Origin of the sequence: Raoultella sp., from assembly GCF_039594335.1 — a bacterium.
GTDB lineage: Bacteria > Pseudomonadota > Gammaproteobacteria > Enterobacterales > Enterobacteriaceae > Klebsiella.
This window is the reverse complement of sequence record NZ_JBCNNS010000065.1, coordinates 1-25776: the sequence shown is the minus strand read 5'-3', so window position 1 is coordinate 25776 and position 25776 is coordinate 1. Positions and strand designations below refer to the sequence as shown.

At 54.7% G+C, this 25776-nt stretch carries 18 protein-coding genes, 1 tRNA gene and 1 pseudogene; 11 read left to right on the top strand and 9 right to left on the bottom strand.

Annotated features, from left to right (window positions below; genetic code table 11):
• Nucleotides 1-155 (bottom strand): annotated as a pseudogene (locus tag ACZAHD_RS13055) (bifunctional 2-polyprenyl-6-hydroxyphenol methylase/3-demethylubiquinol 3-O-methyltransferase UbiG); the annotation flags it as partial.
• Nucleotides 156-388: 233 nt separating this feature from the next.
• On the opposite strand from ACZAHD_RS13055, the gene gyrA reads away from it, so the two are divergent.
• Nucleotides 389-3028: a DNA topoisomerase (ATP-hydrolyzing) subunit A gene (gene gyrA / locus ACZAHD_RS13050; RefSeq protein WP_462457152.1), complete on the top strand. Its 2640-nt coding sequence runs from the start codon at nt 389-391 to the stop codon at nt 3026-3028.
• Between the two features lie 169 nt (nt 3029-3197).
• Complete coding sequence (gene rcsC, locus ACZAHD_RS13045) at nt 3198-6050, top strand: two-component system sensor histidine kinase RcsC (protein WP_462457151.1); 2853 nt, start codon at nt 3198-3200, stop codon at nt 6048-6050.
• 63 nt (nt 6051-6113) lie between these two features.
• Here rcsC and rcsB read toward each other — a convergent pair whose 3' ends face one another.
• Nucleotides 6114-6764: a response regulator transcription factor RcsB gene (gene rcsB, locus ACZAHD_RS13040; protein WP_025711608.1), complete on the bottom strand. Its 651-nt coding sequence runs from the start codon at nt 6762-6764 to the stop codon at nt 6114-6116.
• A gap of 16 nt (nt 6765-6780) precedes the next feature.
• Nucleotides 6781-9438, bottom strand: coding sequence for a phosphotransferase RcsD (rcsD, locus tag ACZAHD_RS13035; RefSeq protein WP_462457150.1), 2658 nt, complete (start codon nt 9436-9438; stop codon nt 6781-6783).
• Between the two features lie 782 nt (nt 9439-10220).
• Here rcsD and ACZAHD_RS13030 point away from each other — a divergent pair.
• The 6 genes from ACZAHD_RS13030 (at nt 10221) to mgtE (ending at nt 17555) form a co-directional block, all read left to right on the top strand.
• Entirely contained in the window at nt 10221-11315 is a 1095-nt protein-coding gene (locus ACZAHD_RS13030; RefSeq protein ID WP_462457149.1) for a porin OmpC, read from the top strand.
• Nucleotides 11316-11417: 102 nt separating this feature from the next.
• A complete protein-coding gene (gene apbE, locus ACZAHD_RS13025) occupies nt 11418-12470 on the top strand; it encodes an FAD:protein FMN transferase ApbE (RefSeq protein ID WP_462457148.1) in 1053 nt (350 codons plus the stop codon).
• A 72-nt stretch (nt 12471-12542) separates the two neighbouring features.
• Nucleotides 12543-13607 carry a bifunctional DNA-binding transcriptional regulator/O6-methylguanine-DNA methyltransferase Ada gene (ada, locus tag ACZAHD_RS13020; RefSeq protein ID WP_462457147.1) on the top strand — a complete coding sequence of 355 codons (1065 nt, stop codon included), beginning with the start codon at nt 12543-12545 and terminating at the stop codon, nt 13605-13607.
• Nucleotides 13607-14257, top strand: a complete 651-nt coding sequence (alkB, locus tag ACZAHD_RS13015; protein ID WP_462457146.1) for a DNA oxidative demethylase AlkB — start codon at nt 13607-13609, stop codon at nt 14255-14257. Before ada ends, alkB begins: the two co-directional genes overlap by 1 nt.
• Before the next feature lie 75 nt (nt 14258-14332).
• Entirely contained in the window at nt 14333-15976 is a 1644-nt protein-coding gene (locus ACZAHD_RS13010; RefSeq protein ID WP_462457145.1) for a multidrug ABC transporter permease/ATP-binding protein, read from the top strand.
• A 142-nt stretch (nt 15977-16118) separates the two neighbouring features.
• A complete protein-coding gene (mgtE, locus tag ACZAHD_RS13005; RefSeq protein ID WP_462457144.1) occupies nt 16119-17555 on the top strand; it encodes a magnesium transporter in 1437 nt (478 codons plus the stop codon).
• Here the strand turns inward: mgtE and ACZAHD_RS13000 are convergent.
• Nucleotides 17518-18765: a SulP family inorganic anion transporter gene (locus ACZAHD_RS13000; protein WP_462457143.1), complete on the bottom strand. Its 1248-nt coding sequence runs from the start codon at nt 18763-18765 to the stop codon at nt 17518-17520. The genes mgtE and ACZAHD_RS13000 overlap by 38 nt on opposite strands.
• Nucleotides 18766-19038: 273 nt before the next feature.
• Between ACZAHD_RS13000 and mqo the strand changes: the two genes are divergently transcribed.
• Nucleotides 19039-20670, top strand: coding sequence for a malate dehydrogenase (quinone) (mqo, locus tag ACZAHD_RS12995; RefSeq protein WP_462457142.1), 1632 nt, complete (start codon nt 19039-19041; stop codon nt 20668-20670).
• Nucleotides 20671-20722: 52 nt separating this feature from the next.
• Here the strand turns inward: mqo and eco are convergent, their stop codons facing one another.
• Both eco and ACZAHD_RS12985 read right to left on the bottom strand, forming a co-directional pair.
• Nucleotides 20723-21214 (bottom strand): serine protease inhibitor ecotin, encoded by a 492-nt coding sequence (eco, locus tag ACZAHD_RS12990; RefSeq protein WP_462457141.1) that lies wholly within the window; start codon nt 21212-21214, stop codon nt 20723-20725.
• Between the two features lie 353 nt (nt 21215-21567).
• Nucleotides 21568-22677, bottom strand: a complete 1110-nt coding sequence (locus tag ACZAHD_RS12985) for an AI-2E family transporter (protein WP_462457140.1) — start codon at nt 22675-22677, stop codon at nt 21568-21570.
• Between ACZAHD_RS12985 and ACZAHD_RS12980 the strand changes: the two genes are divergently transcribed.
• Nucleotides 22588-22791, top strand: coding sequence for a hypothetical protein (locus ACZAHD_RS12980; RefSeq protein ID WP_462457153.1), 204 nt, complete (start codon nt 22588-22590; stop codon nt 22789-22791). The two genes, ACZAHD_RS12985 and ACZAHD_RS12980, sit on opposite strands and share 90 nt — an antisense overlap.
• A gap of 119 nt (nt 22792-22910) precedes the next feature.
• On the opposite strand, the gene ACZAHD_RS12975 is transcribed toward ACZAHD_RS12980, so the two are convergent.
• The 3 genes from ACZAHD_RS12975 to ACZAHD_RS12965 all read right to left on the bottom strand — a co-directional run bounded on the left by ACZAHD_RS12975 (nt 22911) and on the right by ACZAHD_RS12965 (nt 25072).
• A tRNA-Pro gene (locus ACZAHD_RS12975) sits at nt 22911-22987 on the bottom strand.
• A gap of 77 nt (nt 22988-23064) precedes the next feature.
• Nucleotides 23065-24825 carry an LPS biosynthesis-modulating metalloenzyme YejM gene (gene yejM, locus ACZAHD_RS12970; RefSeq protein ID WP_462457139.1) on the bottom strand — a complete coding sequence of 587 codons (1761 nt, stop codon included), beginning with the start codon at nt 24823-24825 and terminating at the stop codon, nt 23065-23067.
• Between the two features lie 19 nt (nt 24826-24844).
• Entirely contained in the window at nt 24845-25072 is a 228-nt protein-coding gene (locus ACZAHD_RS12965; RefSeq protein ID WP_015583825.1) for a YejL family protein, read from the bottom strand.
• A gap of 189 nt (nt 25073-25261) precedes the next feature.
• On the opposite strand from ACZAHD_RS12965, the gene ACZAHD_RS12960 reads away from it, so the two are divergent.
• The coding region (locus ACZAHD_RS12960) for a nucleoid-associated protein (protein WP_462457138.1) at nt 25262-25776 on the top strand (515 nt) is incomplete at its 3' end.

Sequence of the window (25776 nt, the reverse complement as noted above, 5' to 3'; positions counted from 1 at the left end):
GAACGCTCTGCAATATAGCCAAGGCGCAGCGGGTTGATGCGATGTAAGGGCTTGAACTCGCCCTCTAAGTCCCACCAGCGCGAGGCGACGGCTTCAAATTTAGCAATTTCATGATGATCAACGTTGTGGGCCACCGGCTGTTTTTCGGCATTCATGGGCGCTTCGCCTCCTTTTCTGTTCAGACCGGTGAGTATATCAGGTGACCGGCATGAATAAACGTCTATCCCCATCGCCTTTTGCCGCGACCGGATGACGCGAATCGAAGCACCTGCGTTTGCCGCCACGAGGCGGCGCGAAATTCATTGGGTATAGATTTCCCCGTATCACCGTGGCTGTGTTATAATTTGCGACCTTTGAATCCGGGATACAGTAGAGGGATAGCGGTTAGATGAGCGACCTTGCGAGAGAAATTACACCGGTCAACATTGAGGAAGAGCTTAAGAGCTCGTATCTGGATTATGCGATGTCGGTCATTGTTGGCCGTGCGCTGCCGGATGTCCGAGATGGCCTGAAACCGGTACACCGTCGCGTACTTTACGCCATGAACGTATTGGGCAATGACTGGAACAAAGCCTATAAAAAATCCGCCCGTGTCGTTGGTGACGTCATCGGTAAATACCACCCTCATGGTGATACCGCTGTTTATGACACCATTGTACGTATGGCACAGCCATTCTCCTTGCGTTATATGCTGGTCGATGGCCAGGGTAACTTCGGTTCTGTCGATGGCGACTCCGCCGCAGCGATGCGTTATACGGAAATCCGTATGTCGAAAATCGCCCACGAGCTGATGGCCGACCTGGAAAAAGAGACAGTTGATTTCGTTGATAACTATGACGGCACGGAACGCATTCCTGACGTCATGCCGACGAAAATCCCTAACCTGCTGGTGAACGGTTCGTCCGGTATCGCCGTCGGGATGGCAACCAACATTCCCCCGCACAACCTGACGGAAGTGATCAACGGCTGCCTGGCCTATATCGACGATGAAAATATCTCCGTCGAAGGGCTGATGGAGCACATCCCGGGTCCGGACTTCCCGACCGCCGCCATTATTAATGGTCGTCGTGGTATTGAGGAAGCTTACCGCACCGGTCGTGGCAAAATTTATATTCGCGCCCGCGCTGAGGTGGAAACCGATGCGAAAACGGGTCGTGAAACCATCATCGTGCACGAAATTCCGTATCAGGTGAACAAAGCGCGTCTGATCGAGAAAATTGCCGAGCTGGTGAAAGACAAACGCGTTGAAGGCATCAGCGCGCTGCGTGACGAGTCTGATAAAGACGGGATGCGCATCGTGATTGAAGTGAAACGCGATGCGGTGGGCGAAGTGGTTCTCAACAACCTCTACTCCCAGACGCAGCTGCAGGTCTCCTTCGGTATCAACATGGTTGCGCTGCACCATGGTCAGCCGAAGATCATGAACCTGAAAGATATTCTTTCTGCGTTCGTGCGCCACCGCCGTGAAGTGGTGACACGTCGTACCATTTTCGAACTGCGTAAAGCCCGCGATCGTGCACATATCCTTGAAGCGCTGGCGATTGCGCTGGCCAACATCGACCCGATCATCGAGCTTATCCGCCGTGCGCCAACGCCTGCGGAAGCTAAAGCTGGCCTGATTGCGCGTCCATGGGATCTGGGTAACGTGGCGGCGATGCTGGAACGCGCCGGTGATGATGCCGCGCGTCCGGAGTGGCTGGAGCCCGAGTTCGGCGTGCGCGACGGTCAATACTATTTGACCGAACAGCAGGCGCAGGCGATCCTGGATCTGCGTCTGCAGAAACTGACCGGCCTTGAGCATGAAAAACTGCTTGATGAATACAAAGAGCTGCTGGGACAGATCGCTGAACTGCTGCATATCCTCGGTAGCGCCGATCGTTTGATGGAAGTGATTCGTGAAGAGCTGGAAGCCATGCGTGAACAGTTCGGCGACCCACGTCGTACCGAAATCACCGCCAACACCGCGGATATCAACATCGAAGATCTGATCAACCAGGAAGATGTGGTGGTCACCCTGTCTCACCAGGGCTATGTGAAGTATCAGCCGCTGACCGACTATGAGGCGCAGCGTCGCGGTGGCAAAGGTAAATCGGCCGCACGTATTAAAGAAGAAGACTTTATCGACCGCCTGCTGGTGGCGAATACCCATGACACGATCCTCTGCTTCTCCAGCCGTGGTCGCCTGTACTGGATGAAGGTCTATCAGCTGCCGGAAGCCAGCCGAGGTGCGCGCGGGCGTCCAATCGTCAACCTGCTGCCGCTGGAAGCCAACGAACGTATTACCGCGATTCTGCCGGTACGCGAATACGAAGAAGGCGTGAACGTCTTTATGGCGACGGCCAGCGGGACCGTGAAGAAAACCGCGCTGACGGAGTTCAGTCGTCCGCGTTCTGCCGGGATTATCGCGGTGAACCTGAACGAAGGCGACGAGCTGATTGGCGTTGACCTGACGAACGGTAATGATGAAGCGATGCTGTTCTCAGCCGCCGGTAAAGTGGTGCGCTTTAAAGAGAGCGCGGTCCGTGCCATGGGCCGTACCGCAACCGGCGTTCGCGGCATCAAGCTGGCGGGTGACGACAAAGTGGTCTCGCTGATCATTCCACGCGGCGAAGGCGCTATCCTGACCGTCACGCAGAATGGTTACGGTAAACGTACGTCGGCGGCAGAGTATCCGACTAAGTCCCGTGCGACGCAGGGCGTTATCTCCATTAAGGTCACCGAGCGTAACGGTTCCGTGGTCGGCGCCGTGCAGGTTGATGATTGCGATCAGATCATGATGATCACTGATGCGGGCACGCTGGTGCGTACGCGCGTTTCGGAAGTCAGCATCGTCGGTCGTAACACGCAGGGCGTTATTCTGATCCGTACCGCGGAAGATGAAAACGTCGTGGGTCTGCAGCGTGTAGCCGAGCCGGTTGATGACGAAGAGCTGGATGCCATCGACGGCAGCGTAGCGGAAGGCGACGACGAGATCGCGCCGGAAACTGACGTTGACGCAGATGATGACGCTGGCGAAGATGAAGAATAATCTGCGCTAGTGGTGCGAAAAGGGCCGGGAGATAACCCCGGCCCTTTTTATTGCTACGTGGTGCCCTTTATCCGACGCGAAATCCAGAGAGTATAACGTTGCGACGAAACCTGTTTACCGCTACCTTAACCCCATTCTGTTGAGCCCCTGACGGCCGAGTATCGCCACTTTGAAATATCTTGCCTCTTTTCATACCACGCTAAAGGTTTCACGCTACCTGTTCAGAGCGCTGGCGGTGCTGCTCTGGATGCTGATCGCTTTCGTTTCCGTGTTCTATATCGTCAATGCCCTGCATGACCGGGAGTCGGAAATCCGCCAGGAATTTAACCTCAATGCCGATCAGGCGCAGCGCTATATCCAGCGGACCGCGGATGTGATTAAAGAGCTGAAATACGTGGCGGGCAACCGTCTGACCAGCGGCGAAGAGAGTGGGGTCACTCCGGTTCCGGGCGGCAATATCGCCGTCCCTGATTTCGAACCGCTGTACGCTGATTCTGATTGCGGGACGATGGGCGCGACCTGGCGCAACTCCCTGCAGTCGCTGGCGTGGTTTATGCGCTACTGGCGCGATAACTTTTCTGCGGCCTATGACCTCAATCGCATCTTCTTAATTGGCAGCGATAATTTATGTATGGCCAATTTTGGCCTGCGAGAAATGCCGCTGGAGCGCGATCAGGCGCTGAAAGTGCTGCTCCAGCGCATCGAGCAGTACCGCGATGCGCCGCAAAATGAGCGCGGCAACAACCTGTTCTGGATAAGTCAGGGCATGCGTCCGGGCGTGGGTTATTTTTACGCGCTGACGCCGGTTTATATGGCAAACCGCCTGCAGGCGTTGCTGGGTATTGAGCAGACCATTCGTATGGAGAGCTTTTTTACGCCGGGCAGTCTGCCAATGAGCGTCACGATTCTTGATGACAACGGACAGCCGCTTATTTCTCTTGCCGGGCAGGAGAACAAAATCAAGAGCGAAGCCCGCTGGATGCAGGAGCGCATCTGGTTTGGCTACACCGCTGGTTTCCGCGAGCTGGCGCTGAAGAAGAGCCTGCCACCATCGTCGTTAAGCATTGTCTATTCCGTGTCGGTCGATCAGGTGCTCGAACGTATCCGGATGCTGATTATTAACGCGATTGTCCTGAATATCCTGAGCGGGGTGATTCTGTTTGCCCTGGCGCGGATGTATGAGCGGCGGATCTTTATCCCGGCGGAGAATGATGCCCAGCGGCTGGAAGAGCATGAGCAGTTCAACCGTAAAATCGTCGCGTCGGCACCGGTGGGGATTTGTATCCTGCGCACCCTCGATGGCACCAATATTCTGAGCAACGAACTGGCGCACAACTACCTCAATATGCTGACCCATGAGGATCGGCAGCGATTAACGCAGATTATTTGTGGCCAGCAGGTTAACTTCGTGGATGTGTTGACCAGCAACAACACCAACCTGCAGATTAGCTTCGTGCATTCGCGCTATCGCAATGAAAACGTTGCGATTTGCGTGCTGGTGGACGTCAGCGCCCGCGTTAAGATGGAAGAGTCGTTGCAGGAGATGGCGCAGGCGGCGGAGCAGGCCAGCCAGTCAAAATCTATGTTCCTCGCCACCGTCAGCCATGAACTGCGAACGCCGCTATACGGAATTATCGGTAACCTTGACCTGTTGCAAACCAAAGAGCTGCCGAAGGGCGTTGACAGGCTGGTCACGGCGATGAATAACTCCTCGAGCCTGTTGCTGAAAATTATCAGCGATATCCTCGATTTTTCGAAAATCGAATCCGAGCAGTTGAAAATCGAACCCGGAGAGTTTTCGCCGCGTGAGGTGATGAACCATATCTCTGCCAACTATTTACCGCTGGTGGTGCGTAAACAACTGGGGCTCTACTGCTTTATTGAACCTGACGTTCCGCAGCTGATGTCCGGCGACCCCATGCGTTTGCAGCAGGTCATTTCTAACCTGCTGAGCAACGCCATTAAGTTTACCGACACCGGCTGTATCGTCCTGCACGTACAGTGTGCCGGGGATTATCTGCAAATTAGCGTGCGCGATACTGGCGAAGGGATCCCGGCAAAAGAGGTGGTACGTCTGTTTGACCCATTCTTCCAGGTGGGGACCGGCGTACAGCGCAACTTTCAGGGTACCGGTCTGGGGCTGGCGATATGTGAAAAGCTGATCAGCATGATGGACGGTGATATTGCCGTCGAAACTGAACCGGGAATGGGCAGCCGCTTTACCATTCGTATTCCGCTGTACGGCGTGCAAAACCGCTCGCCGCTGGTGATGGATGGTCTGGCGGATAAATGTTGCTGGCTGGCTATCCGCAACACCTCTCTGGCGCTGTTTGTCGAGTCGCTGCTCACCCATCACGGTCTTCGGACCCAAATCTATGACGGGCAACAGCCCGGTGCAGATGATATTTTGCTGACCGATGAGGCGGACGCTCGTTGGCAGGGAAGTGCGGCGGTGATTTTCTGTCGCCGCCATATCGGTATTCCGCTGGAACGCGCACCTGGCGAGTGGATACACAGCGTAACGACACCGCACGAGCTACTGCCGCTGCTGGGACGTATCTTCCGGGTTGCGGTGACAACCACCGAACACGGCCCGGCGCTCAGTGCTCCGGAAACGCAAGTCGCCAGCAATGACGATATGATGATCCTGGTGGTGGACGACCATCCGATCAACCGCCGGCTACTGGCCGACCAGCTCGGCTCTCTCGGATATCAGTGCGTGACGGCAAACGATGGGGTCGACGCGTTGAGCGTACTGAACAAACAGCATATCGATATTGTGCTGAGCGATGTCAACATGCCGAATATGGATGGCTATCGCCTGACACAACGCATCCGCGAGCTGGGAATGACCCTGCCGGTAATCGGGGTGACCGCCAACGCGCTGGCAGAGGAGAAACAGCGCTGTCTGGAGTCGGGTATGGATAGCTGTCTGTCTAAACCGGTGACGCTCGATATTATCAAACAGACGCTGGCGGTCTACGCCACGCGCGTGCGTAAAGAACGTCAGGAAAGGGAATAGGGTAAGGGGAGCGGTATGTGTTTGCCCGGATAAGGCGTGGTGCCTTTATCCGGGCGGGAAGCGTTACTCTTTGTCGGTGGTGCTCAGAGAAACGGAAGACAGGTAGTTCAGCAGTGCGATATCGTTTTCCACGCCCAGCTTCATCATCGCCGATTTCTTCTGGCTACTGATGGTTTTAATGCTGCGATTCAGCTTTTTGGCAATCTCGGTCACGAGAAACCCTTCGGCGAACAGGCGCAGCACTTCGCTCTCTTTCGGCGACAGGCGCTTGTCGCCGTAACCGCTGGCGCTGATTTTTTCCAGCAGGCGCGAAACGCTTTCTGGGGTGAATTTTTTGCCTTTCTGCAGCGCCGCCAGCGCTTTAGGCAGATCGGTCGGGGCGCCTTGTTTCAGCACGATCCCTTCGATATCCAGATCCAGCACTGCGCTAAGGATTGCCGGATTGTTGTTCATCGTCAGAACGATGATAGACAGATCCGGGAAATGGCGTTTGATGTATTTGATCAACGTGATCCCGTCGCCGTATTTATCGCCAGGCATCGACAGGTCGGTAATCAAAACGTGTGCGTCTAACTTAGGAAGATTATTGATAAGTGCCGTTGAATCTTCAAATTCGCCGACGACGTTGACCCATTCGATTTGCTCAAGGGATTTACGAATACCGAACAGTACGATCGGGTGGTCATCGGCAATAATTACGTTCATAGTGTTCATGTATTAGGCTACCTTGCTACAGCAAGCTCTTGACGTAAATGTCAATGTCGCTGATATATTTTTCTATGCCTTGCGCATCTTTCTCGCGAATCAGATGCTCAAGCGTTTCACATAACTGTTTGCCGGGTATCAGATTAAGCATAGCAAACGCCCCTTTGAGGCGGTGCGCTGTCTGCGCCAGCGCCGCTAAGTCACTCGTTGCCAGTTCAGTATACAGCCTCTTAACATCATCCGGAACTGTGTCGGCAAACAGTGCGTAATAGCCGCTGGCATGGAGTTCGGCGTTACTTTCGCTTCCCGCAGAGGTGGTTTGCCCCTCTTCCTGTGCCAGTTGCTGTTCAATCAGTTGCAGAATCGCTTCCTGCATAGCTGTGCTGATATTAAAATTGACACGCAGCTGGCCTGGGCCAATTTTGCGTATCCCGACCTCATCATCGCTTAAAAGCAAGCCCGAAGCAGTAAGATTAGACGGATTATCCGTTAAAAAGAGATCGTATTCTTGACTTGTCAGCCTTTCATCCGGCGTGATGCAGGTTGCTCCCCAACTTTCGAGCTGACGCACCACAATCCGACGGACCTCATTGGCGGTAATATCCAGCATCACCACGACATCATCCAGCAGATGCTCACCGGAGTCGCTCTCTTCTTCGCTGGCCGGCATTTTGAGATGTAGAGAATAGCGGGTTCCCAGCGACTCGCGCGCTTTGATATTCATCTGACCGCCAAGCCTGCGCGTCAGGCGATCGCAGAGCCAGAAGGTGAGGGCGTTGGCTTTACCATACAGATCGGATTGGGTCTCGTTCAGGAACGGGAAGTGCATATTGTCGATTTCGTTCCCGGAAACGCCGTTGCCGGTGTCCAGAATACGGAAGGTCAGCCGGTCGTCTGCGGACTCATCTTTACTCACTTCGAGCGTGATTTTGCCAATTTGCGTCGTGGTCACCGAGTATTGAATGAGCAACAGCAGCGTGCGGCGCAGCGCATCGCGATCGCCATAGCGTTGTTCATTGGCCGGCAGCGCATTGTTAATCAGCAATTGCAGACCTTTACGTTTAATGATCGGCAGCACCTCTGGCACCACTTCATCGATCAGCTCCTGAATGGAGAACAGCCCAGGATTACTTTTCCAACTGTCGTTCTCCAGAAGGTTCGCCAGCTGAATTTCATCAATCAGCTGTACCAGTTGGTCCGCATGCTGCGCAAGCTGGAGGCTTTGGGCTATACCAATGGCTGCCGCCTCTTCGGCCAGGCTCTGCGCCGGCTGTTTTAAGGCGCTGCCGATATGCTGCATAAATGCAACGCGCCCCTGCTGGTTTTTCTCATACAGACGCTGGGCCTGTTTCAGTTTTTTATTGACCAGCACTTCCCGGTCCTGATCGCGAATAATGAAGATCTGCGTGCGCGGCGCAGCCTGGCTGCGATACTGACGTATTTCATACAGCTCATTATTGATTGTCGCCTGAATCACTCCCTGATGCTGATCGGACATGTTGGTGATGTTTTGCAGATTCAGATGCGGCAGAAGATGATCGGCAATCGGGTTACTGATAATCGTGCGGTTGGCTTCCTGATCGTGGACCAGCAGCCCCAGCGGCAGCAGCGAGACGATCTCTTCGTTAATGGCACGCAGGGTGCGCAATTCGCTATTGGCCGCGGAAGAGACGGCGGTACCGGTTTGACGGCTGCGGCCATTGTAATGACGAAACGTCGTGAAACCGAACAGCGTTAAAGCCAACAGGCCGATGATCAGCAGCAGCGGCAGGAGAACATTCTGCAGGGATTCCAGCAGCAGCGAACCAAAAGGAACCACCCAGATCAGGCGCATCCCGGTGGTGCTAATGCCGGTGATGATCTCAATCCGCGCCCCGTTAAAGTCGATATTGACACTATCGGTGGTCTCTTTTTCCGGGTTAGTGACCGTACTTTGCGCCGGATCGGGTTCAATACGGAAATTATCCAGCGGCATGCCGGGCGGAATCAGATCGTTTATCGGCAGGTCAAAGGCGACCACGGTCGCCAGGTGGCCCGGCTGGTTAAAGGTGGTGCGCAGGGTGAAATAATAGCCATTCTGCCAGGAGAGACGGCGCAGCGAGGAAAAGGTTTCCCGCTCGTCCAGGGTGTTCGCCTGCAGCAGCATTTCCGCGCGGCGGGATTCGACCACGCTGGTAATCGTCGACTCTTTAAAGCTGGATGACAGGTCTTTTAGCGGCAGCGTCGACACCAGGATCAGACTGTTATCCAGACCATTCAGATAGTACATCGACCAGGGAATGGTTTCCGCTCCCCACAAGATGTCGAGGTAGCTGGACATCTTCTGTGTCATTTCGAGGGTGGCGCTATCGTGCGAGCCAAAGATCAGCGCTTCGGTTTTCCGCTGCGGTTTTTCCAGGTAGTAAACATCCTGCTTCAAACGCGTTTCTTGCAGACCATCGCCGGCGTTGCTGGAAGGGGTTGCGGCGATATTGTCGTAAATCTGCCAGGTTGCGTAGCGCCAGGTATCGATGCGTTTATGCAGCGCGTGGCTGACATCAATGACTTGATAGCTTTTATCTTTCAGCCAGGTATTGACCGCGCTTTGGATCATAACACCCATCGTCGCCAGCAGGACGATGACCATTAAAATGAAGAAGCGGGTGATGCTGCCTGGCATCAAGGAGAATTTTTTCTGGGTCATCGTATGAGGGAGCGACTCATCAAGGTTTGTAAGCAGGGCATCGCCCCAGGTAGCTACTAGCAGAGTGAATATACTAAGCAGTATAAAGGCTAATTTATCAAATCCATACTACAGATTGCGCAGATTGTGGTTCTGCAATTTTGTTTAAGAGTAAAAATCATCTCAAAAAGATCTGACACAATAAGATGTACAGCCAGGCGAGATTTGTACAAGGGCTTACCTGTTTCGGGGAAAAAATAGCACGAAATAACAAGAAATTATCGGGATAAGACTTTACTTACTTGCAATGTGATTGATTAATAAACGTTATTTTTTTTCGTGAATATCGCAGGATAATTAAAGTTATGTAAAGAAGGGTAAAAAAAACCGAATGCGAGGCATCCGGTTTAAATAGGGGTAAACAGACATTCAGAACTGAATGACGGTAATAAATAAAGTTAATGATGATAGCGAAAGCTATTCTAGTCGCCGGGGAGGATTTTGTTTTGTCATTCAGTGCTATACATGAAACAACGTGTAACCATATGAACTTAATCAAGAAAATTTATTTTCTTGATTATTGATGCTTATTTTTCTGCTTTTTAGCGGTGAAAAAAGTTCCCTCTTGTTTACAATTTGAAACATCTTGTGCGCATTCTGAAACACCTTAGAAGTTTTCGTATCATATTCTTGTTGGATTATTCTGCATTTTACAGCACAATGAGTATAGCCGACTGATTAGAAGGGTAATCAGTAAGCAGTGGCAATAATAAAAGGCATATAACAAACAGAGGGTTAATAACATGAAAGTTAAAGTACTGTCCCTCCTGGTACCGGCTCTGCTGGTAGCAGGCGCAGCAAATGCGGCTGAAATTTATAACAAAGATGGCAACAAATTAGATCTGTACGGTAAAATCGACGGTCTGCACTATTTCTCTGACGACAAGAGCAATGACGGCGACCAGACCTACATGCGTTTGGGCGTTAAAGGCGAAACCCAGATCAATGACCAACTGACCGGTTACGGCCAGTGGGAATACAACGTTCAGGCGAACAACACTGAAAGCTCCGGCAATCAGGCATGGACTCGTCTGGCATTCGCGGGGCTGAAATTTGGCGACGCGGGCTCTTTCGACTACGGTCGTAACTACGGCGTTGTTTACGACGTCACTTCCTGGACCGACGTTCTGCCGGAATTCGGCGGCGACACCTACGGTTCCGACAACTTCCTGCAGTCCCGTGCTAACGGCGTTGCAACCTACCGTAACTCTGACTTCTTCGGTCTGGTTAACGGTCTGAACTTTGCTCTGCAGTACCAGGGTAAAAACGGCAGCGTCAGCGGCGAAGGCGCGACCAACAACGGTCGTGACTGGAACAAGCAGAATGGTGACGGTTTCGGTACTTCTGTAACTTATGACATCTGGGAAGGCATCAGCGCTGGTTTCGCATACGGTCACTCTAAACGTACTGACGCTCAGAACGCGGATGACCTGCTGGGCCATGGCGATTACGCTGAAACCTACACCGGCGGCCTGAAATACGACGCGAACAACGTTTACCTGGCTACTCAGTACACCCAGACCTACAACGCAACCCGCGCTGGCTCACTGGGCTTTGCTAACAAAGCACAGAACTTCGAAGTGGCTGCACAGTACCAGTTCGACTTCGGTCTGCGCCCGTCCGTGGCTTACCTGCAGTCTAAAGGTAAGGATCTGGAAGGTTACGGCGACCAGGATATCCTGAAATATGTTGACGTGGGTGCGACCTACTACTTCAACAAAAATATGTCCACCTACGTTGACTACAAAATCAACCTGCTGGACGACAACAACTTCACTCGTAGTGCCGGTATCTCTACCGACAATATCGTCGCTCTGGGTCTGGTTTACCAGTTCTAAGCACGCTGAAGTCTCAAAAAAGGCGCCTCTGGCGCCTTTTTTTATGCCCGGTTTAACCTCGCTGGTGTAATCTTGCTGCCTTAGCAAGAGGAACCTGATTTTATGGATATGACTTTTTTCCGTAGCGCGCTGTTCAGCGTCTGCGTACTGCTTTCCGGTTGCGATTCAGCCACCGCTCCCACGGCGTCAAAGAGTGCCGCGACCGTACTGGATGGTAAGACGATGGGCACATTCTGGCGGGTCAGCGTCATTGGCATAGATGAAGGCAAAGCCGAGGCGCTGCGACAGAAGGTCCAGGCGCAACTCGATGCCGACGATCGGCTGCTCTCTACCTGGAAAAACGATTCTGCGCTGATGCGCTTTAACCATGCCACCACGACAGATCCGTGGCCGGTCAGCGAAGCGATGGCCGATATTGTCACCCTGTCGCTGCGCATCGGCGCAAAAACCGAGGGCGCTATGGATATTACGGTGGGGCCGCTGGTGAATCTTTGGGGTTTTGGCCCCGACAAGCAACCGGTAAAAACGCCGGATCCTCAGCAGATTGCCGCCGCGAAAGCGCGCACGGGGCTACAGCATCTGACGGTCATTAACCACGCGGATCGGCAATATCTGCAAAAAGACATTCCGGATCTGTTTGTCGATCTCTCCACCGTGGGCGAAGGCTATGCCGCCGATCATCTGGCGCGCCTGATGGAGCAGGAGGGCATTTCCCGTTATCTGGTTTCGGTCGGCGGGGCATTGGTCAGTCGGGGGATGAATGCCGACGGGCAGCCGTGGCGGGTGGCAATCCAGAAACCAACCGATCGCGAAAACGCGGTGCAGGCGATCGTTGATATCAACGGACATGGCATCAGCACGTCCGGCAGCTACCGTAACTATTATGAGCTGGACGGTAAACGTATTTCCCACGTTATCGATCCGCAAACCGGTCGGCCGATCGATCATCACCTGGTTTCGGTCACGGTCATCGCCCCGACGGCGCTGGAAGCGGACGGCTGGGATACCGGCTTGATGGTGCTGGGGCCGGAAAGAGCGCAGGAAGTGGTGCGCCAGCAGGGGCTGGCGGTCTACATGATCGTTAAAGAAGGCGACGGGTTCAAAACCTGGATGTCGCCGCAGTTCCGCACTTTCCTCGTCAGCGAAAAGAATTAAACAGCAAGATTTCGGGTTTTTTTCATCGGGTGCTGATTCAGACTGACGATACACTTAAAGGAGGAGCCCGTTATGAAACCGATAATTGTTGATACCGATGATCGCCGCTGGCAGGCAGTGTGCGATCGTGATGCGCGAGCCGATGGTCAGTTTGTCTTTGCCGTCCTGACCACCGGTATCTGCTGCCGCCCGTCCTGCCGTTCGCGGCGAGCGCTGCGGGAGAATGTTCGCTTTTACCCCGGCATTGAGGCGGCTCTCGCCGACGGCTTTCGTCCCTGTAAGCGCTGTCAGCCGGATAAAAGCGATCCGCAGCAGCAGAAAGTGGACAAAGTCACCCGAGCCTGTCGCCTGCTGGAACAGGAATCGCCTGTGACCCTTGACGCGTTGGCGCAGGAGCTGGCGGTCAGCCCCTTTCATTTTCATCGTTTGTTCAAATCCGTCACCGGAATGACGCCGAAAGCCTGGCAGCAGGCATGGCGTGCGCGACGTTTACGCGAAGCGCTGGGACAGGGTGAAAAAGTGACGCCCGCCGTGTTAGCCGCAGGCTTCCCTGGGGGCAGCAGTTATTATCGTCAGGCGGATGCTGCGCTTGGTATGACCGCCCGCCAGTTTCGTCGCGGCGGCGAGGATATCGACATTATCTATACTGTCGGTGACTGTGCGGTTGGCCGCTGCCTGGTCGCGGAAAGTGAACGGGGCGTCTGCGCCGTTTTACCGGGGGAAGAGGACGCGGCGCTGCTTGATGCGTTATCCCGTCTCTTTCCTCATGCCCGACTTCTGCCGGGAGATGCGCATTTTTGCCAGCGGGTCGCCCAGGTTTTCGCTCACCTGGACGATCCCCTCCAGACCGTTGATCTGCCGCTGGATCTGCGCGGCACCGCGTTTCAGCTACGCGTCTGGCAGTCGCTGCGCCAGATCCCGTCAGGAGAAACCCGCAGCTATCGCCAGGTCGCGCAGAGCATTGGCCAACCTCTTGCGGTCAGAGCCGTGGCAGGCGCCTGCGCGGCGAATAAACTGGCAATAGTTATCCCGTGTCATCGGGTGGTCCGCGAGGGCGGAGCGCTCTCAGGTTACCGCTGGGGGACGGCCCGCAAAGCGCAATTGTTGGCCCGGGAAGCACAAACCGAGGAGGAGTGATGCTCGATTTATTCGCCGATACGCCTCCCTGGCAGGAGCCGCTGGCGCCGGGAGCCACCATTCTGCGGCGCTTCGCGTACCCGCGCGCGGCGGCGTTGCTGCAGGCGATAATGCAGATCGCCAGCCATTCGCCGTTTCGTCAAATGGTGACGCCGGGAGGCTATACCATGTCGGTGGCGATGACCAACTGCGGCAGACTGGGCTGGACCACCGATATGCACGGCTACCTCTATGCCCCTGACGATCCGTTAACCGGTCAGCGCTGGCCGTCGATGCCGGCGATCTTTCACGCACTGGCGACGGAGGCGGCGTTTGCCGGCGGCTATCCCCGTTTTGCTCCCGACGCTTGCCTGATTAACCGCTATCAGCCCGGGGCAAAGCTGTCTCTGCATCAGGATAAAGATGAACGCGATTTGCGGGCGCCTATTGTGTCGGTATCACTGGGGCTGCCCGCCGTGTTTCAGTTTGGCGGTCTGCGGCGCAACGATCCGCTGCAGCGCGCGCTGCTGGAGCATGGCGATGTGGTGGTCTGGGGTGGGGAATCGCGCCTGTTTTACCACGGTATCCAACCGCTGAAAGAGGGCGACCACCCGCAAACCGGCGCCTGTCGTTACAATCTCACCTTCCGTCTGGCCGGCGCTAAAGAATAAAAATAAGAATTATTCTTGATGTCATTGGCGAGCCGTTTAAACTGCTGGCTGTTTTGCTTGTCCGGATTGTGTGTTATGGAACTTCTGCTGCTTGTCTGGCGCCAGTATCGCTGGCCGTTTATCTCCGTCATTGCCCTGAGCCTGCTCAGCGCGGCGCTGGGAATCGGGCTCATTGCCTTTATTAATCTGCGTCTGATGACCGTGGTCGATACCTCTCTGGCGGTGTTGCCGGAGTTTCTCGGTTTATTGCTGCTGCTGATGGTCGTGACGCTGGGTTCCCAGCTGGCCCTGACCACGTTGGGACACCATTTTGTCTTCCGCCTGCGCGGCGAATTTATCAAGCGTATCCTTGATACCCAAATTGAAAAGGTTGAGAGAGCCGGTAGCGCTTCGCTGCTCGCCGGTTTAACCAGCGACATTCGTAATATCACTATCGCTTTTGTTCGCCTGCCGGAGCTGGTGCAGGGGATTATCCTGACCTTTGGTTCCGCCGCCTACCTGGCGTGGCTGTCGGGCAAAATGATGATGGTCACCGCCCTGTGGATGGCGCTGACTATCTGGGGTGGGTTTGTGCTGGTGGCGCGCGTCTACAGGCATATGGCGACGTTGCGGGAAACCGAAGACAAGCTTTACCACGACTACCAGACGGTGCTGGAAGGGCGCAAAGAGTTAACCCTCAACCGGGAACGCGCGGAATATGTGTTTAATCAGCTTTATCTGCCGGATGCCCGCAAATATCGTCACCATATTATCCGCGCCGATACCTTCCACCTCAGTGCGGTGAACTGGTCGAATATTATGATGCTGGGCGCTATCGGACTGGTGTTCTGGATGGCAAACAGCCTTGGTTGGGCAAATACCGCGGTGGCGGCAACCTACTCGCTGACTTTGTTGTTCCTGCGCACGCCGCTGCTTTCGGCGGTCGGAGCGCTGCCGACGTTGCTCAGCGCCCAGGTGGCGTTCAACAAGCTGAATACTTTCTCGCTGGCCCCTTATCGTGCCGACTTCCCGCAGCCGGAACCGCACCCGCACTGGCAGACGCTGGAGCTGCGCGACGTCTGCTTCCACTATCCGGATAACAGCTTTGCCGTCGGGCCGATTAATCTGACCCTGCAGCGCGGCGAGCTGGTGTTTTTAATTGGCGGCAATGGCAGCGGTAAATCCACGCTGGCGATGCTGCTGACCGGGTTGTACCAACCGGCTTCCGGGCAAATTCTGCTGGATGGTCAGCCCCTTGCGGCAGACAAGCCCGAAGATTACCGCAAGCTTTTTTCGGCAGTCTTTACCGATGTCTGGCTGTTCGATCGGCTGCTGGGACCCGGCGGTCAAGCGGCGGAACCCGCGCTGGTCGGGCAGTGGATGGACTATCTGAAAATGACGCATAAATTGCAGCTGGATAACGGCCGGATTGTCGATTTGAAGCTGTCGAAAGGGCAGAAAAAACGCGTTGCGCTGCTGCTGGCGCTGGCGGAGCAGCGGGATATCATCCTGCTTGATGAGTGGGCGGCGGATCAGGACCCGCATTTCCGTCGCGAGTTTTACCAGCTGCTGTTGCCGTTGATGCAACACATGGGGAAAACCGTTTTCGCCATTAGCCACGATGATCACTACTTCCAGCATGCCGACCGCCTGCTGGAGATGCGCAGTGGCCAGCTAACAGAGCTGACGGGAGAAGAGCGCGAGCTGGCTACCCGGGATGCGGTGGCCCGCACTGCCTGATTGAGCGCGTCGCCGACTCGCCGGCGGCACGGTTGTTGATTTTTCCGCCGCCTGAACGGGGCGACGGTTATTTTTTCTCCCTCCCCGCGCTATGCTTATGGCTCCTGGCCTGCCATATGTTCTCAAAAGGATTGCCCGACCGATGTCCGTTTCGCATAAAAAAAGTGCCAGACTGCGTGATGAAGAGCGTGCCCGCCTTATCTGGCTGCTGACCACCGATAAAGCCGTGACCTCGGCGCTGCTGGGAAAATTAACGCTGGCTGAACGCTATGACGACGGCACGTTGGCTGACGATCTGGCGGAGGTCGAAGTGCTGGTCTCTCATCTTCCGCCGCCAGACCTCGCTGATGCCCTCGAAGCGCTGCCGTACGACGGGCGTAATGCGCTCTGGCAACGGGTCAGCAACGACAAACGCGGTGAGGTGCTGCTCGAGGCATCGGAAAACGTCTGGGGCGATCTCATCGATAAGATGAGCGACCACGAGCTGCTCGACGCGCTGCAAACTCTGGATATCGACGAACAGGTCTATCTGGTTCAGCACCTGCCGCGTAACCTGACCGGACGCTTACTGGCGACGATGCCGCCGGATAAGCGCGCACGCGTGCGCCAGATAATGCGTTACGCCGACAATACCGTCGGGGCAATCATGGAGTTCGAAGTGATTGTCGTGCGCCCGGAAATGACGCTGGCCGCGGTACAGCGCTATCTGCGGCGGCTCGGCAAAATGCCGGAGAACACCGATAAGCTGTTTGTGACCACCCGCAATAAGCTCCTGCTGGGCGAGCTCCAACTGCAAACGATTCTGCTTAATGATGCGCAAAAACGGGTAGGCGACGTTATGGAAGGGGACCCGGTCACCTTCCAGCCGCATGAAGAGGCTGAAAAAGTGGCGCGCACCTTTGAACGTGACGACTTGATCAGCGCTGCAGTGATTGATGCGGAAGGGAAGCTGATGGGACGTCTGACCATCGATGAGATTGTTGATGTCGTCTATGAAGAGACGGACAGCGATCTGCGCGGTATGGGCGGCCTGAGCAGCGAAGAAGATGTCTTTGCGCCGGTCAGTAAAGCGGTGAAGACCCGTTGGGCGTGGCTGGCGGTCAACTTGTGCACCGCCTTTATCGCCTCGCGGGTGATTGACGGGTTTGAACATACCATTTCACAGCTGGTGGCGCTTGCCTCGCTGATGCCGATCGTCGCCGGGATCGGCGGCAACACCGGTAATCAGACGATCACCATGATCGTGCGGGCTATGGCATTACAGCATATCCAACCCGGCAGCTTTTCGTTTCTGATCCTGCGTGAAATGGGAGTCGCGCTGATTAACGGCCTGGTATGGGGCGGGATCATGGGGGCGATCACCTGGTGGTTGTATCAGGACCCGCAACTGGGCGGCGTGATGACGCTGGCGATGATGCTGAATCTGCTGATGGCCGCGATGATGGGGGTGATCATCCCGATGGTCATGGTCAAACTGGGTCGCGATCCGGCGGTCGGCTCCAGCGTGATGATCACCGCGATCACCGACACCGGCGGCTTCTTTATTTTTCTCGGTCTGGCGACGATATTTCTGATGTAAGCGTTGGCCTGCTGCACAGGCGACGGGGAATCAGCGCCATAGTCGCGAGGCCTGCCAGAACGCCAATAGCCAGATTGCTGGTCCCGACCGTCGCACCGACGGTCGCCAACATGACCAGTGTTTCCGGCCACGGATGACGCGCCACTTCTGCCGGACGAATACTATGCCAACTGAAGGTTTTTGCCGCCACAATCACCATGACTCCGGCCAGTACCACCATCGGAATTTTTGCCATTATGTCACTCAGGGCGGTCACCAGCAGCAGCAGGACGAGGCCTGCGGCAATGGTTGAAACGCGGCTTCGGCCCTTGCCCATTTCGACGTTAACGATGGTCTGTCCGATCATAGCGCAGCCGGCGATACCGCCATAGAGTCCGGCGAGAATATTGGCGATGCCCAGCCCGGTACTCTCGCGCGCTTTGCTGGATGGTGTGTGGGTCAGTTCATCCACCAGTTTAGCCGTCAGCAGTGATTCCAGCAGCCCAACGAAGGCGATACTCAACGCGCAGGGCCAGATAATGTTCAATGTGCGCAGATCGAGCGGTACCAGCAGAGCGGTAAGACCGGGCAGCCCGCCACTCATACTGCCTTCATCGCCGACGGTGGGCAGCGGCTGGCCGCTAGTGACGGTAAACAGCGTCAGCAGGATGATGGCGATCAGCGGCGAAGGGAGGGCTTTGATATAGCGTGGTGCCCACAGCACAATCAGCAGCGTCAGCACAAACAGGCCGAGGATCAGCGGCTGCCTGCTCCAGAAATGCGGTACCTGGGCAAAGAAGATCAGTATCCCCAGCGCATTCACAAAACCGGTCATCACCGATTGCGGAATAAACCGCATCAACCGGGCCATGCCGCACAACCCAAACAAAATTTGAATAATGCCAGCCAAAATGACAGCGGGCAGGATATACCCGACGCCGTGCTGATGCACCATCGGGCCAATCACCAGCGCCACCGACCCCGCCGCCGCGGTGACCATGGCCGGTCTGCCGCCGAGAACCGACATCGCCAGACAGAGCACAACGGACGCCATCAGGCTGACTTTAGGATCAACCCCGGCAATCACCGAAAAGGAGATAACTTCTGGAATCAGGGCCAGCGCGGTGAGTACGCCTGCCAGCGCTTCGCGGGTCAGCAGTGATGGCGAGCGGAATACGTGGCGAAGAGCGCCGTTTGAAGAGGGTGGGACGCGGTTGGTGGCCTGATGCATAAGCGTTTCGCTGGTAGATAAAAGCCGGAGCCACGAGCTTAGGCTTGTGTGCGGTTTGTCACAAAACAGGGGATGATAGCGCGTGGGTGCGACATATACCAGTACAAAATATTATTTGACGTACACATTTATTAAACATTTTTATAACAGATCTCAAAACTCAACTTAAATTTTAAACAATATTTAATTTTTTGATCTTCGGTGTTACCTTGATTCTTGATAATCGTGTCACCTGCGCTAAATAAAAAGCGAGTAAAGTAAGGCTCAAATCCGATGAAGAAAAAGATGGCCGTACCCAGCTCACCGGCGGTTGGTTCAGATACACCTCGGACCAACACCCGCCATGAGCAAGAGACGGATGTATTGTTGATTGGCGGCGGCATCATGAGCGCCACGTTGGGAACCTGGCTTCAGGAACTTGAACCGGACTGGTCTATTACCATGGTCGAGCAGATGTCGAGCGTGGCTGAAGAGAGTTCGAACGGCTGGAACAATGCAGGTACCGGCCATGCGGCTTTGATGGAGCTGAACTACACGCCACAAACCGCCAGCGGGATTAACATCGACAAAGCGGTCGATATCAACGAATCTTTCCACATCTCCCGGCAATTTTGGGCGCACCAGGTGACACGCGGCATACTCAGTAAGCCGAAATCGTTTATTAATAGCGTACCGCACATGAGCTTTGTGTGGGGCGAAGATAATGTGAATTTCCTGCGCGCGCGTTACGCGGCGCTGCAGCAGAGTGAGCTGTTCCGCGGGATTCGCTATTCTGAAGATCATCAGCAGATCAAAGAGTGGGCACCGCTGGTGATGGAAGGGCGCGATCCGCAGCAAAAAGTGGCCGCGACCCGGACCGAAGTCGGCACCGACGTCAACTACGGAGAAATCACCCGCCAGCTGATTGCCGGACTGCAGACCCATGATAATTTCTCTTTGCAGCTTGGCACAGTCGTGCGTCGCTTTAAGCGCAACGCGGACAAAAGCTGGACGGTCACTCTGGCTGATGCCGATAATCGTCGCCAGAAGCGCGTAATTAAAGCCAAATTTATCTTTATTGGCGCCGGCGGTGCCGCGCTGACATTGCTTCAGGAAACCGGTATTCCTCAGGCGAAAGACTACGCAGGCTTCCCGGTGGGCGGCCAGTTCCTGGTGTGTGAAAACCCGGAGGTGGTTAACCATCATTTGGCGAAAGTCTATGGTCAGGCTGAAGTGGGCGCGCCGCCGATGTCGGTTCCGCATATCGATACGCGGATTATCGATGGCAAGCGCGTGGTACTGTTCGGACCGTTCGCGACCTTCTCGACCCGTTTCCTGAAAAACGGTTCGCTGTGGGATCTGCTGGCATCCACCAACACCTCGAATATTCTGCCGATGCTCAATGTCGGTCTGGATAACTTCGATCTGGTGAAATACCTGATTAGCCAGGTGATGCAGAAAGATAACGATCGTCACGAGGCGCTGCGCGAATACTATCCGGAAGCGAATAAAGAGGACTGGCGCTTGTGGCAGGCCGGCCAGCGTGTGCAGATTATCAAACGCAACGGGAAGAAGGGCGTGCTGCGTCTGGGCACCGAAGTCGTCAGCGATGACGAAGGTACCGTTGCCGCGCTGCTGGGGGCGTCTCCGGGAGCATCGACGGCGGCACCTATCATGCTGCAGCTGATGGAGAAAGTCTTTAAAGAGAAGGTTCAGTCGACTGCCTGGCAGGCGAAACTGAAAGAGATCATCCCGTCCTACGGCCTGCGTCTGGATGGTAACCCGGCGGCGATTGAACAGGCGCTGGCGTGGACCAGTGAAGTACTGGAACTGCATTACGAGCCAGTCGCGGTGGTGGATCAAGTCCCGCTTGCGCAGCTGAAGCCGCTGTCTGGCGACAAACCTATGGCGGATATTGCGCTGTAGAACGACATCCGGCGGCTGATGCCGCCGGATGGTCACTGTTTATGCCTGAGCGTTAGCGTTCAACGGCGTTGCCGATGTTTTCGTCTGCTTTCCAGATTCGGTATTTCACGTCGACGTTATCTGGCGTGTAGACCACGATGGGCAGTTTGCTGTTGTAGCGCAGCATCGCATCATCGCCTAACCCTGCCATCACAAATTTACGCTCTTTTTTGCCATCCGGGCAGGCCATCATGGTCGAAACCGGTCCGGTCACTTTGTTAAATACGTAGTAATCATAGCCCCAGCCTTCCAGCGTTTTGCTTTCCAGTTGGCCGCCGAGGCGATGGCGGTTGCAGTCAACCTCAAGGGTCTGGCCGATCATCAGCTCGACTTTAAATGCGGATTCGTCCTGCTGCGGCGGCAGCTGAATCACCTGACGCTTCATGCCTTTTTCCGCCTTCGGATAGGGGGCGACCTTTTCCAGGGGCGGCTTAGCGGCCAGCGCGCTGGTGGATACACAGGCCACGGCCAGCAGAGAAACAGCAAGCGTAGAGATTTTCTTCACGATTCATCATCCTTTGTTATCGATCTTTAACGGCAAAAGACTAGCACTCTTTTGTTGATTGGTAAGAATAATTTACCATTATTTTCATATATTTTGGTTTGATTGACTGTGTTGTCTGTTCGGTTTGCTAGTATTCACTACTCAGTTTCGTTTCTGAGCGAGAGATTCTTTGGTCATTCCTGAAGAGATATTGTCCGCCACGGAAACCGGCAATCCAGCGTTAATAATCATCAGCAAGTGAAGTCGTTTTCAGGTGCAATGATTGCCGTCTGAACGTCCCATGCCGCAAATGAGAAGGCGTTATCAGGGACATGAATTGAAGCAGGGGGAAGCGAAAAGGTTCCCCCCGATGCTTACTCATCGCGACTGATTTTGCCTTCCTCGATGAACTCTTCATCTATTCCGTCGGTATTGCCAGCGTGTTCGCGGCCCGATAGCAGATTCCAGCAGGCGATAAACAAGGCGGCGATCAGCGGCCCGATGACAAAGCCATTGATACCGTAAATCTCCATGCCGCCGAGGGTGGCAATCAAAATCAGATAGTCCGGCATTTTGGTATCTTTGCCCACCAGCAGCGGGCGCAGAATATTATCCACCAGGCCTATCACAACCACGAAGAAGCCCACGATAAAGGCCCCTTGCCATAGCTGATCGGTAGCAAACAGGAAGATGGCTGCCGGCACCCAGACAATGGCCGAACCGATCGCCGGAATCAGCGACAGAAACGCCATGATGGCGCCCCACAAAATACTGCCATCGAGGCCGGCGACAGAAAACGCGATACCGCCAAGTATACCCTGCGCGAGGGCGACAGCGACGGTACCTTTCACGGTTGCCCGTGATACGGCGGCAAATTTGGCAAACAGATGCTGCTTGACGTAGTTAGACAGCGGGAGGGACTCAAGGATGAGCATAACCAGATAGGGGCCATCCTTGAGCAGGAAAAACAGCAGATAGAGCATGATGCCGAAACTAACGGTAAATCCGAAAGTCCCTTTGCCAATCAGGAATGCACTACCGGCCAGATATTGCCCGCCCTTCAGGGCGGCGTCAGAGAGCTGTTTCTGAATCTGTTCTGCGCTGTCGAGGTTATGTTCGGAAAGAAAGCTTCTGGCCCACTCAGGCAGGTGGGCAAACAGGTTTGCCACCACTACGGGAAACTGGGTGTCATTATGCTGAAGCCGGGTATACACCAGGTTTAGCTCGATCGCCAGCGATGAAATGATGATAGCCAGCGGGGTGAAGACAATCAGGCAGATAATCACGACGGTCAATAGCGATGCCAGGCCATTACGCTCACCGAGGCGAGTACGCAATTTGTTCTTCACCGGGTTGAAGATGACCGACAGTATCGCAGCCCACAGTATCGCTGAATAATAAGGGGAAAGAACATTAAAAAAGGCGAGGCTGACCATCAGCAAAATCAGGATAAAAAATCCCTTCGTAAGTCCATTAACTCTCATATTAATTGTTCCAGTGTCAGGCAAGTACGACGAATAATAGAAGCTATTCTTCAATTTACAAACCGTCAGGTCGGAGTTTCTTCAGCAGAAGCACGGGAATGGGGATGGATTTGACCGCGGACCGCGACCGTGTCGGCGGGGCTGATTCGGGCATTAAAAAAACCGCAAACTCAGAGAGAATGCGGGTTTCTGTGGGGTTACCGGTCGTTAACGAAACTTACCGGTGAATGGTTTGGTCGGCACGAGAGGATTTGAACCTCCGACCCCCGACACCCCATGACGGTGCGCTACCAGGCTGCGCTACGTGCCGACGTATGGAGGACAATATTACCCGTTCCCCGACCGAATGCAAGCCGGGGAACGGCTGATTGATTCATAATTAATCAATCAGTTAGCGATAAAGCGTTTTTCGTCAGTCAGGATCTGCAGCAGCAGGCTGAGCTGAGGTTTGCGGTTATCAATTTTCTTACCGTCGCTGTCCCAGGTGCTGTAGGTGCCGTTGTGGTTCAGCACCACGGTCACCTCTGACGACGTGACCGCCAGCGTATCGCTGTTGGCTGCCGTCACCCAGGCCCGGCGGCGCGCGGGGCTGAACAGGTCTTCACCCTGAGAATATTCGTTGGCAGGCGTGGAGACGTGCAGCAGGCGCTGCATCAGTGTCGTCATCACATCTTTGTTGCTGGTCAGCGTCGCGATATTCTGCGCCGGAATTCCAGGCCAGTGAATAACCAGCGGAACCTGCAACTGCTCCCGGGACCAGTCAAACTTACTGCTCTGTGGATTCAATGGCATACCGTGAGCGGCGGTGATAATCACCACCGTATTATCCAGTTTTCCGGCATCACTCAGGGCGCTCAGTACCCGGCTGATTTGGCTATCAACATCTCCCGCCGCACGGCTGTAGCGATGCGCGAAGTTTTGCTGCTGACTGTTGTCCAGCGTGGTGCCGTTCAGCGAAATCCACGAGAACCAACGGTTTTCATCCTGTGCATAGCGATTGAGCCAGCCAATCCACTGGTCCGCCGTTTGCTCATCGCTCTGTGTTTTCTCATTTGGCAGCGAGAAATCGGACAGCAGCGCCTGACGATAGAGTGGGCTGCTGAAGCCATCGGAGGAGAACAGCCCCAACTGATATCCCTGCTGATTAAAGGCCGTAATCAACGCCGCCGGAATGCGGGCAGAGAGCACGCCATCGATATAGCCCGGCGAAATCCCGTAGAACAGGCCAAACATACCGTTATCGGTGGTGTTACCGGAGCTCATATGCTGGGTAAAGTTGACGTTCTCTTGCGCGAAACGGGCCAGTTCCGGCATATTTTTCTCAAAACGCGAATAGTTCAGGTTATCGACAGTGATGAGCAGAACGTTGTAGCCAGCCCCCAGATCGCGATAGTGCAGATTGCTCAGCGGATACTCAACGGAGACGGCCTCCGGCGACCCCTGTTCCACCAGGCGACGCTGGTAATCCTGAGCGTCAAGCAGACCATGTTTCTCAAGGAAACGGCGGGCCGTCATCGGATAAGAGAGCGGCAGATTCGCCCGTTGCATGGTGATCGGACGATAGAAATTCGCATCCGCCCAGATATAAATCAGGTGACTGCTTATAAAAGAGAGAAAGAAGAACCAGGCGACAGGCCGGGCGTAGTGACGGCGACGCGTCAGGCTGCGCAGCTTCTGCCAGCTCCAGGTCGCAAACAGCATTTCCAGCAGGAAGATAATCGGCACGCTGATAAACATCAGTTGCCAGTCGCGCGCCATCTCATTCTGGTCGGGGTTGATGACCAGTTCCCAGACAATAGGGTTAAGATGCAGATGGAAACGGGTAAAGACTTCGCTATCGATCAGCAGAAGCGTCATGCCCACGGTCGCCAGAATGACCGACAGGAAGCGCATCAGGCGCTGCGATATGACGATAAAGGTCAACGGGAACAGAATCAGGACATAGCTGGTAAACACCAGAAAACTGAAGTGACCCACGAGGCTGACGTACGAGAAAATACGACCACCCAGAGTCGTGGGCCAGTCGGCGACAAAAAGATAGCGGCTGCCGAGCACCATGGCCAACAACATGTTGAACAGGGCGAACCAGTGTCCCCAGCTGACCATCTGGGAGATTTTTTCTCGGTAGGGCTGACGAAGAGTCACCATATACAGTTGTTGGTTATCCTTAGTGCGCCGGATCGTCGTTGATTGAAGACTGCAGAGCCTGGGCAAAAGAACGGGCGATCGCCTGACGCTGCGCCGGTGCGACGCTACTATTGATCAGATTCGTCACCATATTGCCTAGCACCATCAGTGAAAGGTCAACGGGGGCTTTGTGTGTTTCCAGCACGTTGGTCAGCTCGCTGAGAAGCTGTTCGACGTGTTCATCACTATAGCGGGATAATTGCGGCATAAACTCAAAATCTGTTTGTTCGTGAAAGGGCAACATATTACCGTAGCAGCAGCTTTTTTTCCGCATTTTTTCGCCATGACGCAAAAGCACGCAGGATCGCGAGTCTCAGGCAGTCGAAGAGTCACGCGGTGGTTGCGTCGCCGTCCCGGCGGTGGTTGAATACCGGCCGGTCTAAAAGGAGAGTTTAACATGAGTCTGGATATCGACCAGATTGCCCTGCATCAGTTAATTAAACGTGATGAACAAAACCTCGAGCTGGTGCTGCGCGATTCCTTGCTGGAGCCGAATGCGACGGTCGTGGAAATGATGGCCGAGCTGCATCGTGTCTACAGCGCTAAAAATAAGGCCTACGGTCTGTTTAACGAAGAGAGCGAGCTGGCGCAAACCCTACGCCTGCAGCGTCAGGGCGAAGAAGACTTTCTCCCGTTCAGCCGGGCGGCAACCGGCCGTCTGCGTGATGAACTGGCGAAATATCCTTTCGCAGAAGGCGGTATCGTTCTGTTTTGTCAGTATCGTTATCTGGCGGTAGAGTATCTGCTGGTGGCGGTGCTGAACAACCTGAGCAGTATGCGCGTTAACGAAGATCTGGATATCAGTTCGACCCACTATCTGGATATCAATCATGCCGATATTGTGGCGCGCATTGACTTAACTGAATGGGAAACCAATCCGGAGTCGACCCGCTATCTGACCTTCCTCAAAGG